Origin of the sequence: Pseudomonas sp. UBA4617 (genome assembly GCF_002386445.1) — a bacterium.
Taxonomy (GTDB): domain Bacteria; phylum Pseudomonadota; class Gammaproteobacteria; order Pseudomonadales; family Pseudomonadaceae; genus Aquipseudomonas.
The window spans coordinates 192,770-210,405 of sequence record NZ_DGIR01000039.1 but is presented as its reverse complement, the minus strand read 5'-3'; the positions used below and the strand labels follow the sequence as shown (position 1 = coordinate 210,405).

Genomic DNA, 17,636 nt, shown 5'->3' with positions numbered 1-17,636 from the left:
CTTGCTCGACTCGACACCAACAGGTCATCCATGCGTCTGTTTCACACCTCCGACTGGCACCTGGGCCAAAGCCTTCACGGCCAGGAACGCGATTTCGAACACGCCTGCTTCCTCGAATGGCTGCTCGGCCAGCTGCGCCTGCGTCAGCCGGATGCGCTGCTGATCGCCGGGGATATCTTCGACACGGTCAACCCGCCGGTCAAGGCCCAGGAGCGCCTCTACGATTTCATCGTCCAGGCCCACGAGCAGTTGCCCAAGCTCGACATCGTGATGATCGCCGGCAACCACGACTCCGGCTCGCGCATCGAGCTGCCCGCTGCACTCATGCGCCGCCTGCGTACCCATGCCCTGGGCCGGGTGCACTGGCTGGACGACGGCCAGCTGGACGCCGAACGCCTGCTGATCCCGCTGACCAATGGGCGCGGCAAGGTCGCCGCCTGGTGCCTGGCCCTGCCCTTCCTGCGCCCGGCCGAGGTGACCGGCCCGCAACTGGGCGACGATTACCTGCAAGGCATCACCCAGGTACACCAGCAACTGATCGCCGCTGCGCAGAAGAAGCGCAGGAAAGACCAGGCGCTGATCGCCATCAGCCACGCGCACATGGCCGGTGGCGCGGTGTCGGAGGACTCCGAACGCAGCCTGATCATCGGCAACGCCGAGGCGCTGCCGGCCAGGCTGTTCGACAAGGCCATCAGCTACGTCGCCCTGGGCCACCTGCACAAGCCGCAGAAGGTCAACCGCGAAGAACGCATTCGCTACAGCGGCTCGCCGATCCCGCTGTCGTTCGCCGAAATCAACTACCCGCACCAGGTACTGGAAGTGGAGCTGGATGGCAGCGGCCTGGTCAGCGTCGAGCCACGCCCGGTACCGCGCGCGGTGGCCCTGCAACGGGTTGGCCCGGCACCACTGGGCGAACTGCTGGCGCAGCTCGGCGAACTGCCGGTGATCGACCTGCTCGAAGACCCCAACCGCCAGCCCTGGCTGGAAGTGCGGGTGATCCTCGACGAGCCGCAACCCGACCTGCGTCAGCAGATCGAAGGCGCCCTGCACGGCAAGGCCGTGCGCCTGGTGCGCATCAGTGCCGAATACGCCGGCCGCAACAACGCCGAAGACGATGACCTGGCCTTTGTCGAACTGGCCCGGATGACCCCGCAGGACCTGTTCAGCCGCGCCTGGGAGCAGGCTTACGGCAACCCTGTCGACGAGCAGGCGCTGGCTGACTTTGCCCTGCTGTTGCAGGACGTGCAGCAGGAAGAGGAACAGCCATGAAGATTCTCGCCATCCGCCTGAAGAACCTGGCATCGCTGGCCGGCCCGATCGACATCGACTTCACCGCCGAGCCACTGGCCAGCGCCGGCCTGTTCGCCATCACCGGCCCCACCGGCGCCGGCAAGAGTACCCTGCTCGACGCCCTGTGCCTGGCCCTGTTCGGCAGCGTACCGCGGCTGAACGACATCGGCCGCGAGGCCAAGGTGCCGGACGCCGACGGTGACATCCCCACCTCCGACCCGCGCAACCTGCTGCGCCGGGGTACCGGTAGCGGTTTTGCCGAAGTCGACTTCGTCGGCATCGATGGCCGCCGCTACCGCGCCCGCTGGGAAGCCAACCGCGCCCGCGACAAGGCCAACGGCAAGCTGCAGCTCAGCCGCCAGAGCTTCTACGACCTGGACAGCGAACAGCTGTTGGCCAGCGGCAAGAACGAATACAAGCAACTGATCGAAGCCCGCCTGGGCCTGAACTTCGAGCAGTTCACCCGCGCCGTGATGCTGGCCCAGAGCGAGTTTGGCGCCTTCCTCAAGGCCGACGACAAAGAGCGCAGCGAGCTGCTGGAAAAGCTCACCAACACCGCCATTTATACCCGCCTGGGCCAGCGTGCCTTCAGCAAGGCGCGCGAGGCCGGCGAAGCCCACAACGCCCTGAAGGAGCGTGCCAGCCACCTGCTGCCGATGGCCACCGAAGCCCGCGCCGAACTCGACCAGCGCCTGGAGCGGGCACTGCAGCAGTTCAAGGCCGACCAGGCCGCCGAGCGCCAGCTGGAACAGCAGCGCAACTGGCTGAATGAACAACGCCAGTTGCAGGCCCAGCACGCCGAAGCCAGCAGCGCCTTGCAGGCCGCCGAACAGGGCTGGCAGCTGCTGGCCGAGCAGCGTCTGGACCTCGTGCGCCTGGAGCGCCTGGCGCCGCAGCGGCATCAGTTCCATCGCCAGCAGATGCTGGCTGAGCAACTGGCACCGCTGGCCGAAAAAATTGCCGAGCAACAGCGCCGACAAGCTGAGCTGCAGGGCCGTACCGGCGACCTCGAACAGGCTCTGCAAGTGGCACGCCAGGCGCTGGCCGACAGCCAGACACAACACGGCGAAAACGCTCCACGCCTGCGCCAGGCGTTCGCCGCCCAGGACAACCTGGCCCGCCTGGATCAGGAGCTGGCGACACAGCGCAGCACCAGCCAGCAGGCCGACCAGCAGGTCGCCGAAGGCCAGCAGCAGGTACAGCAGCTGGAGGAGCACCAGCAGCGCAGCCTGCAACAACTGACGCAGATCGACACGGCCCTTGCCGACAGCCAGCACCTGGCGGGCCTGGCCGATGCCTGGCACGCCTACCTGCCGCAATTGAAGCAGGTAATGCTGACCGGTGGCCGCCTGGCCAAGGGCCGCGAGGAACTGCCCGGCCTGCAGGCCCAGGCCAGCCAGGCCAATGCGCAGCTGCAGGCCGAGCGCGATGCCTTCGACCTGCTGTTCCGCGAAGCCAAGGCCGAGCCACACGCGTTGGCCGAGCAGATCGACCTGCTCGGTGGCATGCTGCAGGACAACCGCAAGCAGCAGCGTGCGGTGGAAGCGCTGTCGCGCCTGCACGGTCGCGAACTGGAACTGCGCGAGCAGCTGGCGATTGTGCGCGAGCGGCAACAGCAGACCATGCAGCAACGCCAGCAGCTGATTACCGAAGGCACCGCCGCCAAGGCCGAGCTGCAAGCCGCCGAGCAGGCCCTCAACCTCACCCGGCAGTTGCTGGAACGCCAGCGCCTGGCCCGCAATACCAGCGTCGAAGCGCTGCGCGAGCAACTGCACGATGGCGAGCCTTGCCCGGTGTGCGGCAGCGTCGAGCATCCGTTCCACCAACCCGAGGCCTTGCTGCAGAGCCTGGGCCGGCACGACCAGGCCGAAGAGGACGCGGCACAACAACAGGTCGAAAGCTTCAACAGCAAGCTGGTGGAACTGCGCACCCAGCTGGGCGTGGTCAATGCCCAGCTCAAGGACTACCAGCAGCAACAGCAGCAACTGACCGAGCAGTTGCAAGCCCAGGTGGCCCAGGTGCAGGCGCACAGCCTCTGGCCGGCCCTGGCTCCGCAGGACGACAAGGCTCGCAGCGCCTGGCTGGACGCTCAGTTGCGGCGCCTGGAGCAGGAAATCGGCAACGACGAGCAGCGCCAGAGCGCCCTGCTCGCCTTGCAGAAGGATGCCGCCCGCCTCAGCCAGCAACTGCAGGCCGCCCACGAAGCGCAACAGCAAGCCCAGCGCCACCTCGAACACCAGCACCAGGCCCTGGCCAGCGACGAGCAGCAGTTGCAGCAGAGCCTGAATGACCTGGCCAGCGTGTTGCCCGACGAGGTGCTCAAGGCCCTCAGCGACGACCCGGCCAATGCCTTCCTCACCTTGGACCAACAGATCGCCCAGCGTTTGCAGCTACTTGAGCAACGCAAGGACGAACAGCAGGAACAGCAAGCCCGCCAGGCCCAGCTGGACAAGCTGCGCGACCAACAACAGACGCGCGTGCAAACCCAGCAGCAGTTGCAGCAACAGCTTGCCGCCATCGAGGCACAACGCCAGCGCGCCCACAGCTCGCTCGACGAGCTGCTGGGCGAACACGCCAGCGCCGAAGCCTGGCAACAGCACATGGACGCCACGCTGGAACAGGCCCGTGCCCTTGAGGCGGATACCGTCCAGCGCCTGCAGGTGCTGCGCAACCAGGACGTGCAGCTGGCCAGCGAACTCAATGCCAACATCCGCCAGCAGCAGGCACTGGATGCTGAGCGCCAGCAGTTGCAGGCGCAGATCGCGCAGTGGCGCAGCGCACACCCGGACCTGGATGATGCCGGCCTGGATCGTCTGCTGGGCATCGACGATGCCCAGGTAAATGAACTGCGCCAGCGCCTGCAAGGCGCCGAAAAAGCCATCGAACAAGGCCGCGTGCTGCTGCAGGAGCGTGAGCAGCGCCTGCAGCAGCACGCGGCGCAAATGGCCGTTGATACCTCGGCCGAAGCGCTGCAACAGGCCCTGGCCGAATTGCGTGAACGCCTGGCCGGGCAGGAGCAGCAGTGCGCCGAACTACGTGCCCAGCAGGCCGACGACCAGCGTCGCCAACAGGCGCACCAGGCACTGGCAGCAGAAATCGAGTTGGCCCACCAGCAATGGCAGCGCTGGGCCCGCCTGAATGCGCTGATCGGCTCGGCTTCGGGTGACGTGTTCCGCAAGATCGCCCAGGGCTACAACCTCGATCTGTTGTTGCACCACGCCAACGCCCAGCTGCGCCAGCTGGCCCGTCGCTACCGCCTCAAGCGCGGCGGCAGTGCCCTTGGTTTGCTGGTGCTGGACACCGAGATGGGCGACGAGCTGCGTTCGGTGCACTCGCTGTCGGGCGGGGAAACCTTCCTGGTGTCGCTGGCCCTGGCGCTGGGCCTGGCCTCGATGGCCTCCAGTACCCTGCGCATCGAATCGCTGTTCATCGACGAGGGCTTCGGCAGCCTCGACCCGGAATCGCTGCAACTGGCCATGGATGCGCTCGACGGCCTGCAGGCGCAGGGCCGCAAGGTGGCGGTGATTTCCCACGTGCAGGAAATGCACGAGCGCATTCCGGTGCAGATCCAGGTGCGCCGCCAGGGCAACGGCCTGAGTGACGTGCAGGTGTGCGGGTGATCCTCTACTCGTTCCGCCGCTGCCCGTGGGCCATGCGCGCGCGCCTGGCTCTGCGCTATGCCGGCTGCGAGGTGGAGATCCGCGAGGTGGCGATGAAGAACAAGCCGGCAGAGCTGCTGGCCTTGTCGCCCAAGGGTACGGTGCCGGTGCTGGATACCGGTGCCGAGGTGCTGGAAGAAAGCCTGGACATCATGCGCTGGGCGCTGGCCCGCAACGACCCGCAGGATTGGCGGCTGCAAGCCGACGCTAGCGCGGCGCAGCAGGCTGAATCACTGATTGCGCGCAACGACAGCACGTTCAAGGCGCAGGTGAACCTGTACAAGTACGCCGAGCGCTACCCGGCGTATTCCCGTGCACAGTACCGGCAACAGGCCGAAACCTGGCTGGCCGAGCTTGAAGGCTTGCTCGCCGGCCGGCCTTACCTGCTGGCCAACCACCCGAGCATTGCCGATGCCGCGCTGCTGCCCCTGATGCGCCAGTTTGCCGGGGTCGAACCGCAGTGGTTCGCCGAGGCGGCTTATCCGCGGCTGCGGAGCTGGCTGCAGGGCTGGTTGGCTTCGGACCTGTTCAAGGCCGTCATGGCCAAATAGGTTTACACGATCCGTTGTAGGAGCGGCCTTGTGTCGCGATAGGGCCGCAGAGCGGCCCCGGCAATTTCGGCTGTAACGCAAAAAACCGGGGCCGCTACGCGCCCCATCGCGGCACTAGGCCGCTCCCACACGGGACCGAGTCAGACTCACGGGTGGTGCTTACCACTCAACGCTGCATGAAAGTGGGCACTCTGGCGCAGGTACTGTTCGGTGTAGCTGTGGGTCGCGGACGCCTTGCCGCTGCTGTCGGCATGGGCATGCGTCGGCAGGACGACCGAAGCGGAAATGGCGGATGCGGCAATGACCGGGAAGAGATTGAAGTTCATCTGGGTTGACCTCGACGGCGGTGGTTTGACGGTGGCCCATCCGGGCCTTGGGTCAAACTTACGCCGCCGCGGTCGCTGGCAGAAATTCATTGCGGCAGTATCGGTTATCACGCCAATCGATATCACTCGATGAATTTCAGGTCTGACGGAGCGTCCTGCTTCAACGTCTGCACTGTTTCACCCAGCTTGCCGCTGCGCGGGTCGCGGCGTATCACCACGATCTGGTTGCTCTTCTGGTTGGCCACCAGCAGGAAGTTGTCACTCGGGTCGAGGGCGAACTCCCGGGGGTGATCACCCTCCACCGAACGGCGCTGCAGCAGCGTCAGCTGGCCGTCCTGCTTGCCCACGCTGAAGGCGACGATCTCGTTGCTCGTGCCACGGTTGCTCACATACAGGAAGCGCCCGTCCGCCGACAAGTGCAAGCCACCGGCCGCTTTCGCCGCCGCCTCCTGACGCTCGGCCAGGGGCAGGCGCTGGCGTTCGACCAGGTTGCCATCCTGCACTTCGAACATGACCACCTCGGCACTCATCTCCAAGGTCAGGTAGGCATGCCGGCCCTTGGCGTCGAACAACAGGTGGCGCGGCCCGCTACCCGGTGGCAGGTCCACCGACGCCGGGATCGCCGGTGTCAACGGGTGGTCGGCGCTGGCGCCGTCGTAGCGGTAGATGAACACCTTGTCGGCGCCCAGGTCACTGGCGTACAGGTGCCGACCGTCGGGTGACAGCACCAGCGAATGCACGTGGGCACTGGCCTGGCGCTCGGGGTTTACGCCGCTGGCCTGGTGCCGGGCATGTTGCACCACCGGCTTGAGCTTGCCGTCCCTGGCCACCGGGATCACCACCAGGCTGCCGCCGGGGTCGGGCTTGACCGCATAGTTGGCCACGAACAGGTAACGCTGGTCGCGGCTGAGGCTGGCATGGGTCGGCTCGTCACCCTGGCTGGACACCTGGTTGAGCGGCTTGATCTCGCCCTTGGCGCTGACGCTGAAACTGCTGACCAGGCCGCCTGGGGTTTCATTGACCGCGAACAGCTGGCGCTGGTCGGCCGAAAGCACCAGCCACGAGGGGCTGACGCTTTTCACCACTTGCAGCGGCGTGGGGTCGATCTGGCCGGCCTTGCTGTCAAAGCGATAACGGTAGATGCCCTGGCTGGCACCGTCGGTGTAACTGCCCACCAGCAAGGTGGCGGCAGGGGCATTGAGGCTCAGGCTCATCAGGCTAGCGGCCAGCAGGCTCGTCCAGATCCGGTTCATTGTCATTATCATCCGGGGCGCGAAAGGCACTCATACAGACTAGTCGATGCGCGCCGTCGGCATCGTCGAGTTGCCATTCGTCACCGCTGGCAACGGCAGCGGCGACCTGTTCGGCGGTGAACACCCAGCGACGCAACTGGCGGCCGTCCATGCATTCGACGGTGAGGCCGGATGCGTCGGCGGTGAAATCGAAGGCATGCAGGCCGTCGATCAGGAGCATGTCGCAGGACTGCAGGGCGGTGGCGAGGGGAGACATGGGGTTACCTGTGAGGGATGTGCCGACATTATAACCCTGGGACTGCGATGGGCCGCAAAGCGGCCCGCGCTCTTCAATGGGCGAAGATCGAACCGCCCTCCTTGCCCACCATCTTCTCCGGCTTGATCAGGAACCTGGCCAGGGCCGGCAGCAGCCACAGCGCACCAAACATGTTCCACAACAACATGAAGGTCAGCATCAGGCCCATGTCGGCCTGGAACTTGATCGCCGAGAAGATCCAGGTGCACACGCCTATCGCCAGGCACAACCCGGTGAACAGCACCGCCTTGCCGGTCGAGCGCAACGTCTCGTAATAGGCTTCCTGCAGCGGCAGACCTGCCCGCAGGAAGCTCTCCAGCCGGCTGTAGATGTAGATGCCGTAGTCCACGCCAATGCCCACGCCCAGCGCCACCACCGGCAGCGTCGCCACCTTGACCCCGATGCCCATGTAGGCCATCAGCGCGTTGCCCAGCACCGAGGTCAGCACCAGCGGCAGGACGATGCACAGGGTGGCGGCAAACGAGCGGAAGGTGATCAGGCACATCAACGCCACGCAGATGTACACCAGGATCAGGATGGTCAGTTCGGCCGACTTGATCACTTCATTGGTTGCCGCCTCGATCCCGGCGTTGCCCGCCGCCAGCAGGAATTGCAGGCCGTCCTTGTTGTGGCTGTCGGCAAACGCCTTGGCCACGGCAGTAACCCGCTCCAGGGTCTCGGCCTTGTGGTCGTTGAGGAACACCAGCACCGGGGCCAGCGAGCAGTCACCGTTGTACAGGCCATCGGCGCGGGCGATGGAGTTGTTGAGGATGTCCGGGTTGCGCGACAGGGTCTCCCATTTCAGGCTGCCCTCGTTCATGCCCTTGATCACCTGCTTGGACACGGTCACCAGGGAAATCGCCGACTGCACCCCCGGGGTGTTCTGCATGGTCCACATCAGCTCGTCGATCGGCGCCATGGTCGAGTGGATCGAGCAGTGTTCCGGCGGCGTCTTGACCATGATCACCAGCACATCGGAACTGGTCGAGTAGTTGCTGATGATGAAGTTGTTGTCCTGGTTGTAGCGCGAGTCGGGGCGCAGTTCCGGCGCGCCCTGGTCGAGGTCGCCGATCTTCAGGTTCTGGCTGTACCACAGGCCACCGGCAAAGGCGACCAGGGCCAGCGCCACAGACACCGGTGCCACCTTGGCACTGGCGAAGTTCGACAGCAGGCGCCAGAACGGATGCTCACGGGTAGCGTCCTGCTTGCTGCGCTCGACGGCTTTCTTGCTGATGCCGACGTAGGAAATGGCCACCGGCAACAGGATCAGGTTGGTGAACACGATCACCGCCACGCCGATGGACGCGCCGATGGCCAGTTCACGAATCACGCCGATGTCGATGATCAGCAGGGTGATGAAGCCTACGGCATCGGCGAGGATGGCGATCATCCCCGGCAGGAACAACTGGCGGAAGGTGCGTCGTGCCGCAGTGAGGGCGTTGTCGGCGTCGCTGGACTGCAGGGCAATGCCGTTGATCTTCTGTACCCCGTGGGAAATACCGATGGCAAAGATGAGAAACGGCACCAGCATCGAGTAAGGGTCCAGGCCGAAGCCCACCGCATGCATCAGGCCCAGCTGCCAGACCACCGCCACCAGGGTAGTGATGAGCACGGCGATGGTGCTGCGGATGCACCAGGTGAACCAGTACAACAGTACCCAGGTGATTGCCAGGGCGACGCCGAAGAACATCGCCACCATTACCAGGCCGTCGATTAGGTCGCCGACCTTCTTGGCGAAACCGACGATATGCACCTTGACGTTGGGGTTCTGTGCCTGGAACTTGTCGCGAATCTTCTCTTCCAGCTGGTGCGAGAACTGCTGGTAGTCCAGCTTCACCTGTTTGCCCGGATCCTGCGGGTCGGGGTAGCTCTCCAGCAGCGGCACGTCGACAATGCTGGACTTGAAGTTGTTACCCACCAGGCGCCCCACCTGGCCCGACTTGAGCACGTTGTCGCGCAAGGTGTCGAGGCTGTCCTGGGAGCCGTTGTAGGTGTTGGGTATGACCTCGCCCCCGGAAAAGCCTTCTTCGGTGACCTCGCTCCAGCGCACGCTGGGGCTCCACAGCGACTTCAGCCCGGCACGGTCGACACCGGGTATGTAGAACACCTCGTCATGGACCTGGCGCAAGGTCTCCATGTAGTCCTTGTCGAAGATGTCGCCATTGACCGCCTCGACCGAGATACGCACGGTGTTGCCCAGGTTGGCCAGGTCGTTGCGGTGCGCCATCATCTGTTCGATGAACGGGTGCTGCAGCGGGATCATCTTCTCGAAGCTGGTGGACGGGCGAATCTGCATGGCCTGCCAGAACAGGAAGATGCTGACCAGCAGGCACAGGGCGATGACCACCGGGCGGTTGTTGAAGATCAGGCGTTCCAGCAGCGTGGCCTTGTCCTGATGATGCGGATGCATGGTGATGCTCTCCCTGCTGGTCATGGCTGCACCTGCGGGTCGGCACCCTGGGCAGTGGCCAGGTGCACCCCGCCCTGCCCGACCAGCAGCAGGCCGCCATTGGCCAGGCCACTGACGCCGGCCAGGGCAATGCGGTCGGCGCGGTTGTAGACGCTGAAGCTCTGGCCATCGTCAGTGCTGCGCAGCACGCTGCCGCCGTTGCCGACCAGGACCAGGCTGCCATCTTCGACAAGCGTAGCGCCTGCCAGGCCGAATTCGAGGCTGCCACGCGCGGCCTTGAGTTCGATCGGTTGCCAGCTGTCACCGAAATCGGTGGAGCGGAACAGGTTGCCGCGCAGGCCGTAGGCCAGCAGGGTGCGAGGCTGGGCCGTGCCGATCACGCCGAACAGCGAGCCCTCGTAGGGGCCCTGGACCTTGCTCCAGGTCTGGCCGTTGTCGACCGAGCGGAACATGCTGCCCTGCTCGCCGACAATGAACAGCCCGGCATCACGGACCTCGGCGATGCCGTTCAGGTGCAACTGGTCGGGGTTGTCCAGGCGCTCGGCGACGTCCTGCCAGTGCTGGCCACCGTCGGTGGTTTCCAGCAAGGCGCCGTAGGCACCTACGGCGAAGCCGTGCGCGGCGTCGAGGAAGGCGACATCGAGCAAGGGTGCTTCCCGCGCGAGGTCTTCGAACTGCTTGCTCCAGGTGGCGCCGCCGTCGTTGCTGACGAGCACCTGCGCATCATGGCCGACGGCCCAGCCGCGCTTGTCGTCGAGGAAGAACACCGCTGTCAGCAGTTGTCGTGTGGGCACGCGGGCCTGGGTCCAGGTGCGGCCCTGGTCATCGGAGAACAGGATATGACCGCGATCGCCTACCACTACCAGGCGCTTGCCGGCCTGGGCGGCGTCGATCAACAGGCTCTGGCTGGCCCTGGCCGATTCGGTGGAATATTCCTCGGCCGCTGCGGCATGGGCCGCCTCGGCCCAAACCCCCAGCGCCAGTGCCAGCATCGCACTGGTTGCCAATGGCCAGGCACCACGCCTGTTCTGCTGCCCCATGACTGCCCCCTGTTGTGTTCTTGTTGGTGGGTCAATGCATTGCAGGTACTGCGAAAAGCCTGAGCTAGAGGCCTGCAATAACTTGGCGGGATCGTAGCGGGGATGTTCGCGGGAAGACAACGGGCGGGGTGTTATGTTTTGTTATCGGCGTGTAGCCGGGGGCCGCTGTGCGGCCCATCGCGGCACAAGGCCGCTCCTACAGGGACCGCAAACGCCGGATTGACGCGGATCCCTGTATGCCGCGATGGGCTGCAAAGCAGCCCTTTGGCCTTCAAGCCAGGCTTTTGCTCACCACTTCATACACATCGCTGGACAGCTCACCGGACGCCAGAATCCGCTCCAGCTCGCCCTTCATCAGCACCTGGCGCGCAGCGTCATACTTGCGCCAGCGGGTCAGCGGCGCCAGTTGACGCGAGGCAATCTGCGGGTTCAGCGCATTCAGCTCGATCACCAAGTCGGCCAGGAAACGATACCCCGAGCCATCCGCGGCATGGAAGTTGACCAGGTTCTGCCCGGCGAAGGCGCCGATCAGGGCACGCACCTTGTTCGGGTTCTTCAGGGTGAAGGCCGGGTGCTGCATCAGCGCCTTGACCCGCGCCAGCCCGCCCGGCAGGGTGCTGGCCGCCTGCACGCTGAACCACTGGTCCATGACCAGCGGGTTGTCCTTGAAGTGCTCGGCAAAGGCCTCCAGGGCCTTGGCCCGTTCTGTCTCGAACGGCGAGTTGACCAACACCGCCAGCGCAGTCAGGCGCTCGGTCATGTTGTCGCAGTGCTCGAACTGCTCCAGGGTCGCCTCCAGCACCTGCGGCTGGGCGCTGAGCATCAGGTACGACAGGGCGATGTTCTGCAGGCTGCGGCGGGCAAAATGCTCGGCCGAGGCAACGTAGGCGGTGTTGCGTGACACCTCGCGGTTGGCCTGGTAGCGCGCCCACAGGGCATCGAACAGCTGCTCGGCGATCTGTCGGCGGGCAAACTCGCGGGCAGCGTGGATAGCCTCAACGTCAGCCACCTGGCTGATCTCGGTCAGGTAGGCCTCACCTGGCAGCGAGAGCATCTCGGCGACCATGGCCGGGTCCAGTGCCTGGTTGCCGAGCACGGTACCCAGCGCAGTGATCAGGCGCTGGTCAAGCTGCAGCGCTTCGCCACGCTGATGCTGACCGATCAGCTCCTGCAGCACCTGCACCGACAACTGCTGCCCGGCTTCCCAGCGGTTGAAGCCATCGCTGTCGTGCTGCATCAGGAACATCAGCTGGTCGCGGTCGTAGGGGAAGCTCAGCTTGACCGGCGCGCTGAAGCCGCGCAGCAGCGACGGCAGCGGCTTGGCCTGGATGCCCTGGAAGGTGAAGGTCTGCTCGGCTTCGGTCACCGACAGCACGCGGCTGGTGCCTTGAGCGGCAGCTTCACCTACCAGTTGCAACGGCAAGTCGTTGCCGGCGGCGTCCAGCAGGCCCAGTTCCACCGGGATCACGAACGGCAGCTTCTCGGCCTTGTCCGGGGTCGGCGGGCAGCTCTGGCGGAAGGTCAGGCTGTAGGTCTGCGCGGCGGCATCATAAGCCTCGCCGACTTCCAGGCGCGGCGTGCCGGCCTGGTTGTACCAGCGCTTGAACTGGGTGAAATCGACGCCATTGGCGTCCTCCATGGCCTTGATGAAGTCGTCGGTGGTCACCGCCTGCCCATCGTGACGCTCGAAGTACAGGTCGCTGCCCTTGCGGAAGCCCTCGGCGCCCAGCAAGGTACGCACCATGCGCACCACTTCGGCGCCCTTCTCGTAGACGGTCAGGGTGTAGAAATTGGAGATTTCGATGAAGCTGTCCGGGCGCACCGGGTGGGCCATGGGCCCGGCGTCTTCGGCGAACTGGTGGGTACGCAGGTAGGCGACGTCCTCGATACGCTTGACCGTGCGCGAGTTCATGTCGGCGCTGAACTCGGCATCGCGGAATACCGTGAAGCCTTCCTTGAGCGACAGCTGGAACCAGTCACGGCAGGTGACGCGGTTGCCCGACCAGTTATGGAAGTACTCATGGGCTACCACCCCTTCGACGCGCTGGTGGGCAGCATCGGTGGCGGTTTCGGCACGGGCCAGCACGCAGCTGGAGTTGAAGATGTTCAGGCCCTTGTTTTCCATGGCGCCCATGTTGAAGTCGTTGACCGCGACGATCATGAAGATGTCCAGGTCATATTCGCGGCCATAGACTTCCTCGTCCCAGCGCATCGACTTCTTCAGGCTGACCATGGCGTGGTCGCACTTGTCGATGTTCTCCGGCTCGACATAGATGCGCAGGGTCACGTCGCGGCCGGACTGGCGGGTGAAGCTGTCCTCGACGCACCACAGGTCACCGGCCACCAGGGCGAACAGGTAGGCCGGTTTCATGAACGGGTCTTCCCAGGTCGCCCAGTGGCGGCCGTCTTCGGCCGGCCCGCTGCCGATCGGGTTGCCGTTCGACAGCAATACCGGGTAGCGGTGCTGCTCGGCGATCACCGTGGTGGTGAAGGTGCTCATCACGTCCGGGCGGTCGAGGTAGTAGGTGATCTTGCGGAAACCCTCGGCCTCGCACTGGGTGCAGAACATCTTGCCCGACTTGTACAGGCCTTCCAGTGCGGTATTGCTTTCTGGGTGGATCTTCACGCTGGTGTCGAGGGTGAAGCGCTCGGCCTTGGGCTGCACGGTCAGGCTGTCGGCATCGAGCCGGTAGGCATCCGGCCCGAGCTCCTGGTCATCCAGCGAAACGCGCAGCAGTTCCAGCTGCTGGCCGTCGAGTTCCAGTGGCGGCAGGCCGGCACCGCGTGTCGGGTTGCGGCGCATGACCAGTTGCGCGTGGACCAGGGTGTGGTCCTCGAACAGCTCGAAGGTCAGGTGCGTCTCGTCGATCAGGTACTCGGGCGCCTGGTAATCCTTGAGGTAGATCACTTGCGGTTGTTCGGTACGCATGTGCAGGTCCTTTTACTGAAGTACGGCCAACTGGTAGGCCGTGTACTTGCGAATGTTGATCACACCGGTGTCGAAGATCAGGTACTGGCCCTTGATGCCCAGCAGCGTGCCTTCGGCCACCGGGTCCTTGTCGAGGTTGAAGCTGACGATCTTTTTCGGGTAGGCCTCGACCGGGTACCTGATCTGCACCATTTCGGCGTCGGTCAGTGGCTGGATCGCCTGCAGGCCGAAGCGCCCCTGCAGTTCACCCAGGCCATCGGCGCAGGCGGCGAACACCTGTTCGCGAATCGCGACCAGGTCAAGTTCTTCGGCATCGCCCTTGAGCAAGGTGCGCCAGTTGGTACGGTCGGGGACCTGGCTGCGCAGCAGGTCCTCGACCAGGCCGGACTGCTGGCGGGTGGCCACGCGCAGGATCGGCAGGGCCTGGCTGGCGCCCTGGTCGAGCCAGCGGGTCGGCAGCTGGGTAGCGCGGGTGATGCCGACCTTGATCCCCGATGAGTTGGCCAGGTAGACCACATGGTCGGTCATGCAGAACTGTTCGCCCCACGACGGTTCGCGGCAGGTGCCGGCGTCGTAGTGGCACTTTTCCGGGGCCATGATGCATACGTCGCACTGGGCCAGTTTGGTCATGCACGGGTAGCAGTAACCCTGGCTGAAGCTGGTCTTGGTGCGCTTGCCACAATGGCTGCAGTGAATGGCGCCGAGGTATTCAAGGCGCAGGCGCTGGCCGATCAGCGGGTTGACCGGCACCTGGGTGTCACCCAGGCGGAAGCTGTATTGCACCACCGGCGCCTGCAGGCTTACCGCCATCTTGCTCAACGAGCCACGTGCGAGTTCAATCAATGTACCGAGTCCGACTTGAACAGAATGTTGGCAATCGGTGCGGACTTGGATGCGCATTCCTGCGGGCCCATGTAACCGGTGCGCTGGTCCTCGGGCAGGTTTTTCATCTCCCAGGCGATTACGGCCTGCAGCGACAGCTCCTTCTGCTCGGCGGTGAGCTTGCGGCCATCGGACCATTTGCCGATCTCCACCGCCAGCTTCAGGCTCTGGTAGATCTCGGGTGTGATGTTTTCGATCATTTGCGCGAAAGTGGACATAGTGTCTCCTGATTCAAGCCGACAGTTTACGCCTGGCCAGCGCCCCACCCAAGAGCCCGGACAGGCATCCGATGAGCAGCCCGCCGACATGCGCGGCATTGGCAATCTGGCCCAGGCCCAGGGTGCCGACCACGCCGGTCAGGCATACCACCAGCCAGATCAGCATCATGGCCAGCACGCCCTTGGGCAGGTTGAAGTAACGGTTGGGCGCCAGCCACTGGTACAACCAGATGTGCCCAAGCAGGCCGTACAGCACCCCGGACAGGCCGCCGAACAGGCTCGGCCCGCTGGTGTAGTGCTGGGCCAGGTTGGACACCAGACTGAACAGCACGGTCAGGCCCAGCAGCGCCCAAGGGCCCTGACGCAGCTCGATGCGTTTGCCCAGCTCCCAGTACCACAGGCTGTTCATGGCCAGGTGCAGCACGCCGAAGTGCAGCAGCATCGGCGAGACCAGGCGCCACCACTGGCCTTCTGCCAGGCCTTGCGCCAGCGGGTTGAAGTACAGGTAGTCGCCCTGCACGCGGAAGTCGAGGAAGGTGAACCAGCTGATGGTGGTGAAGTTGTCGCCCAACCCGGTGAGGCCGGCGACGATGAAGCACAGCAGCAGGGTGAGCGTGGTGACTTTGCAGGCTTTGGCCTGTTCTGCCAGGGAGGGTTGTGTGGGGCTATTCGCGGGTAGACCCGCTCCCACAGGGTCCTGTGCAAGTTCGAGGTCGGCGTTGCCGTCGGGGTAGCGCTGGTAGAGTTCGCGGACGTCTGCGGCCAGGGTTTCGGGGGCCCACAGCACCTGGACCTCGCCCTCCTCGCTGACCCGGTGCGGCACCTGCAGGCGCTGCAGCAGGTGGACGAAGCCGCTGAGGTCGACCGACAGCGGCAGGCGCATCACTTCGATAATGTTCATTGGCTGGCCTGTGGGCGGTCAACGTCGACCCAGACGAACTTGTGCGGGTCGATGCGGGTTTCATCATCCAGACGGTAGGCGGCCAGCTTGCCGTAGAGCACCGCGCTGTAGTCCAGGCAGGCCAGGTTGGCACGAATCGGCGCCGGGCGGCCACTGCGCCAGTAATGCCCGACGAACAGCATGGGCTCGTCTTCGGCATAGCGCAGCAAGGCGTTCTTCTGGCTGTGGCTAAGTGGGGTGTTGGCCACTTCCGCCGGCAGGGCGTCGGGCTGGAACACGATATCGCCGTAGGTTTGCGGGTCTTCCTCCCAGAACTTGGTGCGGAAGAATGCCCGAGTCAGGCCGTCGCCGCCGGTCAGGGTCAGCCCGTCCGGCAGGCGCATGTCGGTACCGCGCAACAGCCGGTTGCACACGTTGGCAGCAAAGCTGCCGTTCACCGCCGAAGCCTGGATGAAGTGCTCGTCGATGCAGCCGTCGGGGTATTGCTGGCGCAGCGGCTCGATCAGGCGTGGGTCCCAGCAGGCGTGCACCAGGCGGAAACGCCCGGCGTCGACGAACAGCGGCAGCTCGTAGAACCAGTTGACGAAGTCGTGCCAGTCCGCCGGGTGCTGGGCGAACTGGGCCAGGGTCTCGTCGATCAGCCGGGCATGCCGTGGCGTGTGCTCGCGCACATAGGCCTTGCCGCTGCCAGGCAACGCCGGGGTTACCCAGCCCAGGGCGTTGTATTCATGGTTGCCCATGATGCAGAACGCCTGGCCCGCCTCGACCATGTCATGGACGATATGCAGCGCCTCGCGAATGCGTGGCCCGCGGTCGACGATGTCACCCAGGAACAGCGCCTGGCGCCACGGATGACGCCAGACGCCGCCCTGGCGTTTGTAACCGAGGGCGTCGAGCAGGCGTTCGAGGGTCAGCGCACAGCCATGCACATCGCCGATGATGTCGAAACTTCGCGCCGGATCGAGCATCAGTCGTCCCTGCCTCCCAGGCGGCTGCCCCAGCCCAGCTTGGTACGGCAGACCTCGTAGTAGTTGTGGTCCAGCGGGTGGATCAGGCGCAGTTTCTGCGGTTTCTTGCTCACCGTGATGGTGTCGCCGGGCGCGCAGGTGAAGTGGTTCTGGCCGTCACAGGACACCTGCGGGTAGATCTGCAGGTCCTTGGACACCACGATCTTCAGTTCGCTGTTGCCATCGACCACGATCGGCCGGCCCGACAGGGTGTGCGGATACATCGGCACGATGACGATGGCGTCGAGCTTGGGGTGCATGATCGGGCCGCCAGCCGACAGCGCGTAGGCGGTGGAGCCGGTGGGCGTGGCGACGATCAGGCCGTCGGCCTTCTGACTGCAGACGAACTGGCCATCGATGTAGATTTCGAACTCGATCATGCGCGTGGACTTGCCCGGGTGCAGCACCACGTCGTTCAGGGCATCGCCCTGGCCAATGGCTTCGTTGTGCCGGCGCACCTCGGCCTGCAGCAGGAAGCGGTTTTCCACCAGGTAGTGGCCGTCGAGCACTTCGGCGACCTTTTCTTCCAGTTCGTCCGGACGGATGTCGGTGAGGAAGCCCAGGTTGCCGCGGTTGATGCCGAGTACCGGGATGTTGTGCCGGGCCAGGGCGCGGGCGGCGCCCAGCAGGCTGCCATCGCCACCGACCACGATGACCAGGTCACAGACCTCGCCGAGCAGCTTGCGGGTGGAGGTTTGCAGGCCGTGGCCGGGCAACACTTCGGCAATGGTGTCCTCGAGGATCACGTGCAGGTGGCGCTCGAGGAGGAATTTTTTCAGTCGGCGAATGGTGTCGAGCACCTGCGAGCTACCAAGGCGGCCGATGATACCGATATTGCGAAATTGCTCCATGGGGCTCCTGCGAGGCTCTGCGGC

Annotated in this window: 14 protein-coding genes; 3 read left to right on the top strand and 11 right to left on the bottom strand. The window is 64.9% G+C overall.

From position 1 onward, the window contains the following. Positions 1-30 precede the first annotated feature (30 nt). From B4L76_RS18330 to B4L76_RS18320, 3 genes are read left to right on the top strand one after another with little or no spacing between them, the layout of a single operon-like run. Complete coding sequence (locus B4L76_RS18330) at positions 31-1,269, top strand: exonuclease SbcCD subunit D C-terminal domain-containing protein (protein ID WP_296234447.1); 1,239 nt, start codon at positions 31-33, stop codon at positions 1,267-1,269. Beyond that, positions 1,266-4,910 (top strand): AAA family ATPase, encoded by a 3,645-nt coding sequence (locus B4L76_RS18325; RefSeq protein WP_296234446.1) that lies wholly within the window; start codon positions 1,266-1,268, stop codon positions 4,908-4,910. Before B4L76_RS18330 ends, B4L76_RS18325 begins: the two co-directional genes overlap by 4 nt. After that, positions 4,907-5,500 carry a glutathione S-transferase gene (locus tag B4L76_RS18320; protein WP_296234444.1) on the top strand — a complete coding sequence of 198 codons (594 nt, stop codon included), beginning with the start codon at positions 4,907-4,909 and terminating at the stop codon, positions 5,498-5,500. The genes B4L76_RS18325 and B4L76_RS18320 overlap by 4 nt, the downstream gene beginning before the upstream one ends. Before the next feature lie 146 nt (positions 5,501-5,646). On the opposite strand, the gene B4L76_RS18315 is transcribed toward B4L76_RS18320, so the two are convergent. The 11 genes from B4L76_RS18315 to B4L76_RS18265 form a co-directional block, all read right to left on the bottom strand. Further along, the gene (locus tag B4L76_RS18315; protein ID WP_296234443.1) at positions 5,647-5,826 is read right to left on the bottom strand and encodes a hypothetical protein; all 180 of its coding nucleotides are present in this window, start codon (positions 5,824-5,826) and stop codon (positions 5,647-5,649) included. 122 nt (positions 5,827-5,948) lie between these two features. Continuing rightward, positions 5,949-7,079 (bottom strand): lactonase family protein, encoded by a 1,131-nt coding sequence (locus B4L76_RS18310; protein WP_296234442.1) that lies wholly within the window; start codon positions 7,077-7,079, stop codon positions 5,949-5,951. Beyond that, positions 7,045-7,335, bottom strand: a complete 291-nt coding sequence (locus B4L76_RS18305) for a DUF5629 family protein (protein ID WP_296234440.1) — start codon at positions 7,333-7,335, stop codon at positions 7,045-7,047. The genes B4L76_RS18310 and B4L76_RS18305 overlap by 35 nt, the downstream gene beginning before the upstream one ends. A gap of 73 nt (positions 7,336-7,408) precedes the next feature. Beyond that, the gene (locus B4L76_RS18300; protein ID WP_296234564.1) at positions 7,409-9,784 is read right to left on the bottom strand and encodes an efflux RND transporter permease subunit; all 2,376 of its coding nucleotides are present in this window, start codon (positions 9,782-9,784) and stop codon (positions 7,409-7,411) included. Positions 9,785-9,804: 20 nt separating this feature from the next. Further along, positions 9,805-10,824, bottom strand: a complete 1,020-nt coding sequence (locus B4L76_RS18295; protein ID WP_296234438.1) for a WD40/YVTN/BNR-like repeat-containing protein — start codon at positions 10,822-10,824, stop codon at positions 9,805-9,807. A 271-nt stretch (positions 10,825-11,095) separates the two neighbouring features. Continuing rightward, positions 11,096-13,753 carry an aminopeptidase N gene (gene pepN / locus B4L76_RS18290; protein ID WP_296234436.1) on the bottom strand — a complete coding sequence of 886 codons (2,658 nt, stop codon included), beginning with the start codon at positions 13,751-13,753 and terminating at the stop codon, positions 11,096-11,098. 12 nt (positions 13,754-13,765) lie between these two features. Next, positions 13,766-14,596 (bottom strand): DUF2797 domain-containing protein, encoded by an 831-nt coding sequence (locus B4L76_RS18285; RefSeq protein WP_296234434.1) that lies wholly within the window; start codon positions 14,594-14,596, stop codon positions 13,766-13,768. After that, the gene (locus B4L76_RS18280) at positions 14,593-14,853 is read right to left on the bottom strand and encodes a YeaC family protein (RefSeq protein WP_003247224.1); all 261 of its coding nucleotides are present in this window, start codon (positions 14,851-14,853) and stop codon (positions 14,593-14,595) included. Before B4L76_RS18280 ends, B4L76_RS18285 begins: the two co-directional genes overlap by 4 nt. Before the next feature lie 13 nt (positions 14,854-14,866). Next, on the bottom strand, positions 14,867-15,754 hold the full coding sequence (locus tag B4L76_RS18275; RefSeq protein WP_296234427.1) for a rhomboid family intramembrane serine protease: 888 nt from the start codon (positions 15,752-15,754) through the stop codon (positions 14,867-14,869). Continuing rightward, a complete protein-coding gene (locus tag B4L76_RS18270; protein WP_296234425.1) occupies positions 15,751-16,722 on the bottom strand; it encodes a metallophosphoesterase in 972 nt (323 codons plus the stop codon). The genes B4L76_RS18275 and B4L76_RS18270 overlap by 4 nt, the downstream gene beginning before the upstream one ends. Continuing rightward, positions 16,722-17,612, bottom strand: coding sequence for an NAD(+) kinase (locus tag B4L76_RS18265; RefSeq protein WP_011532967.1), 891 nt, complete (start codon positions 17,610-17,612; stop codon positions 16,722-16,724). The genes B4L76_RS18270 and B4L76_RS18265 overlap by 1 nt, the downstream gene beginning before the upstream one ends. Positions 17,613-17,636: the final 24 nt, after the last annotated feature.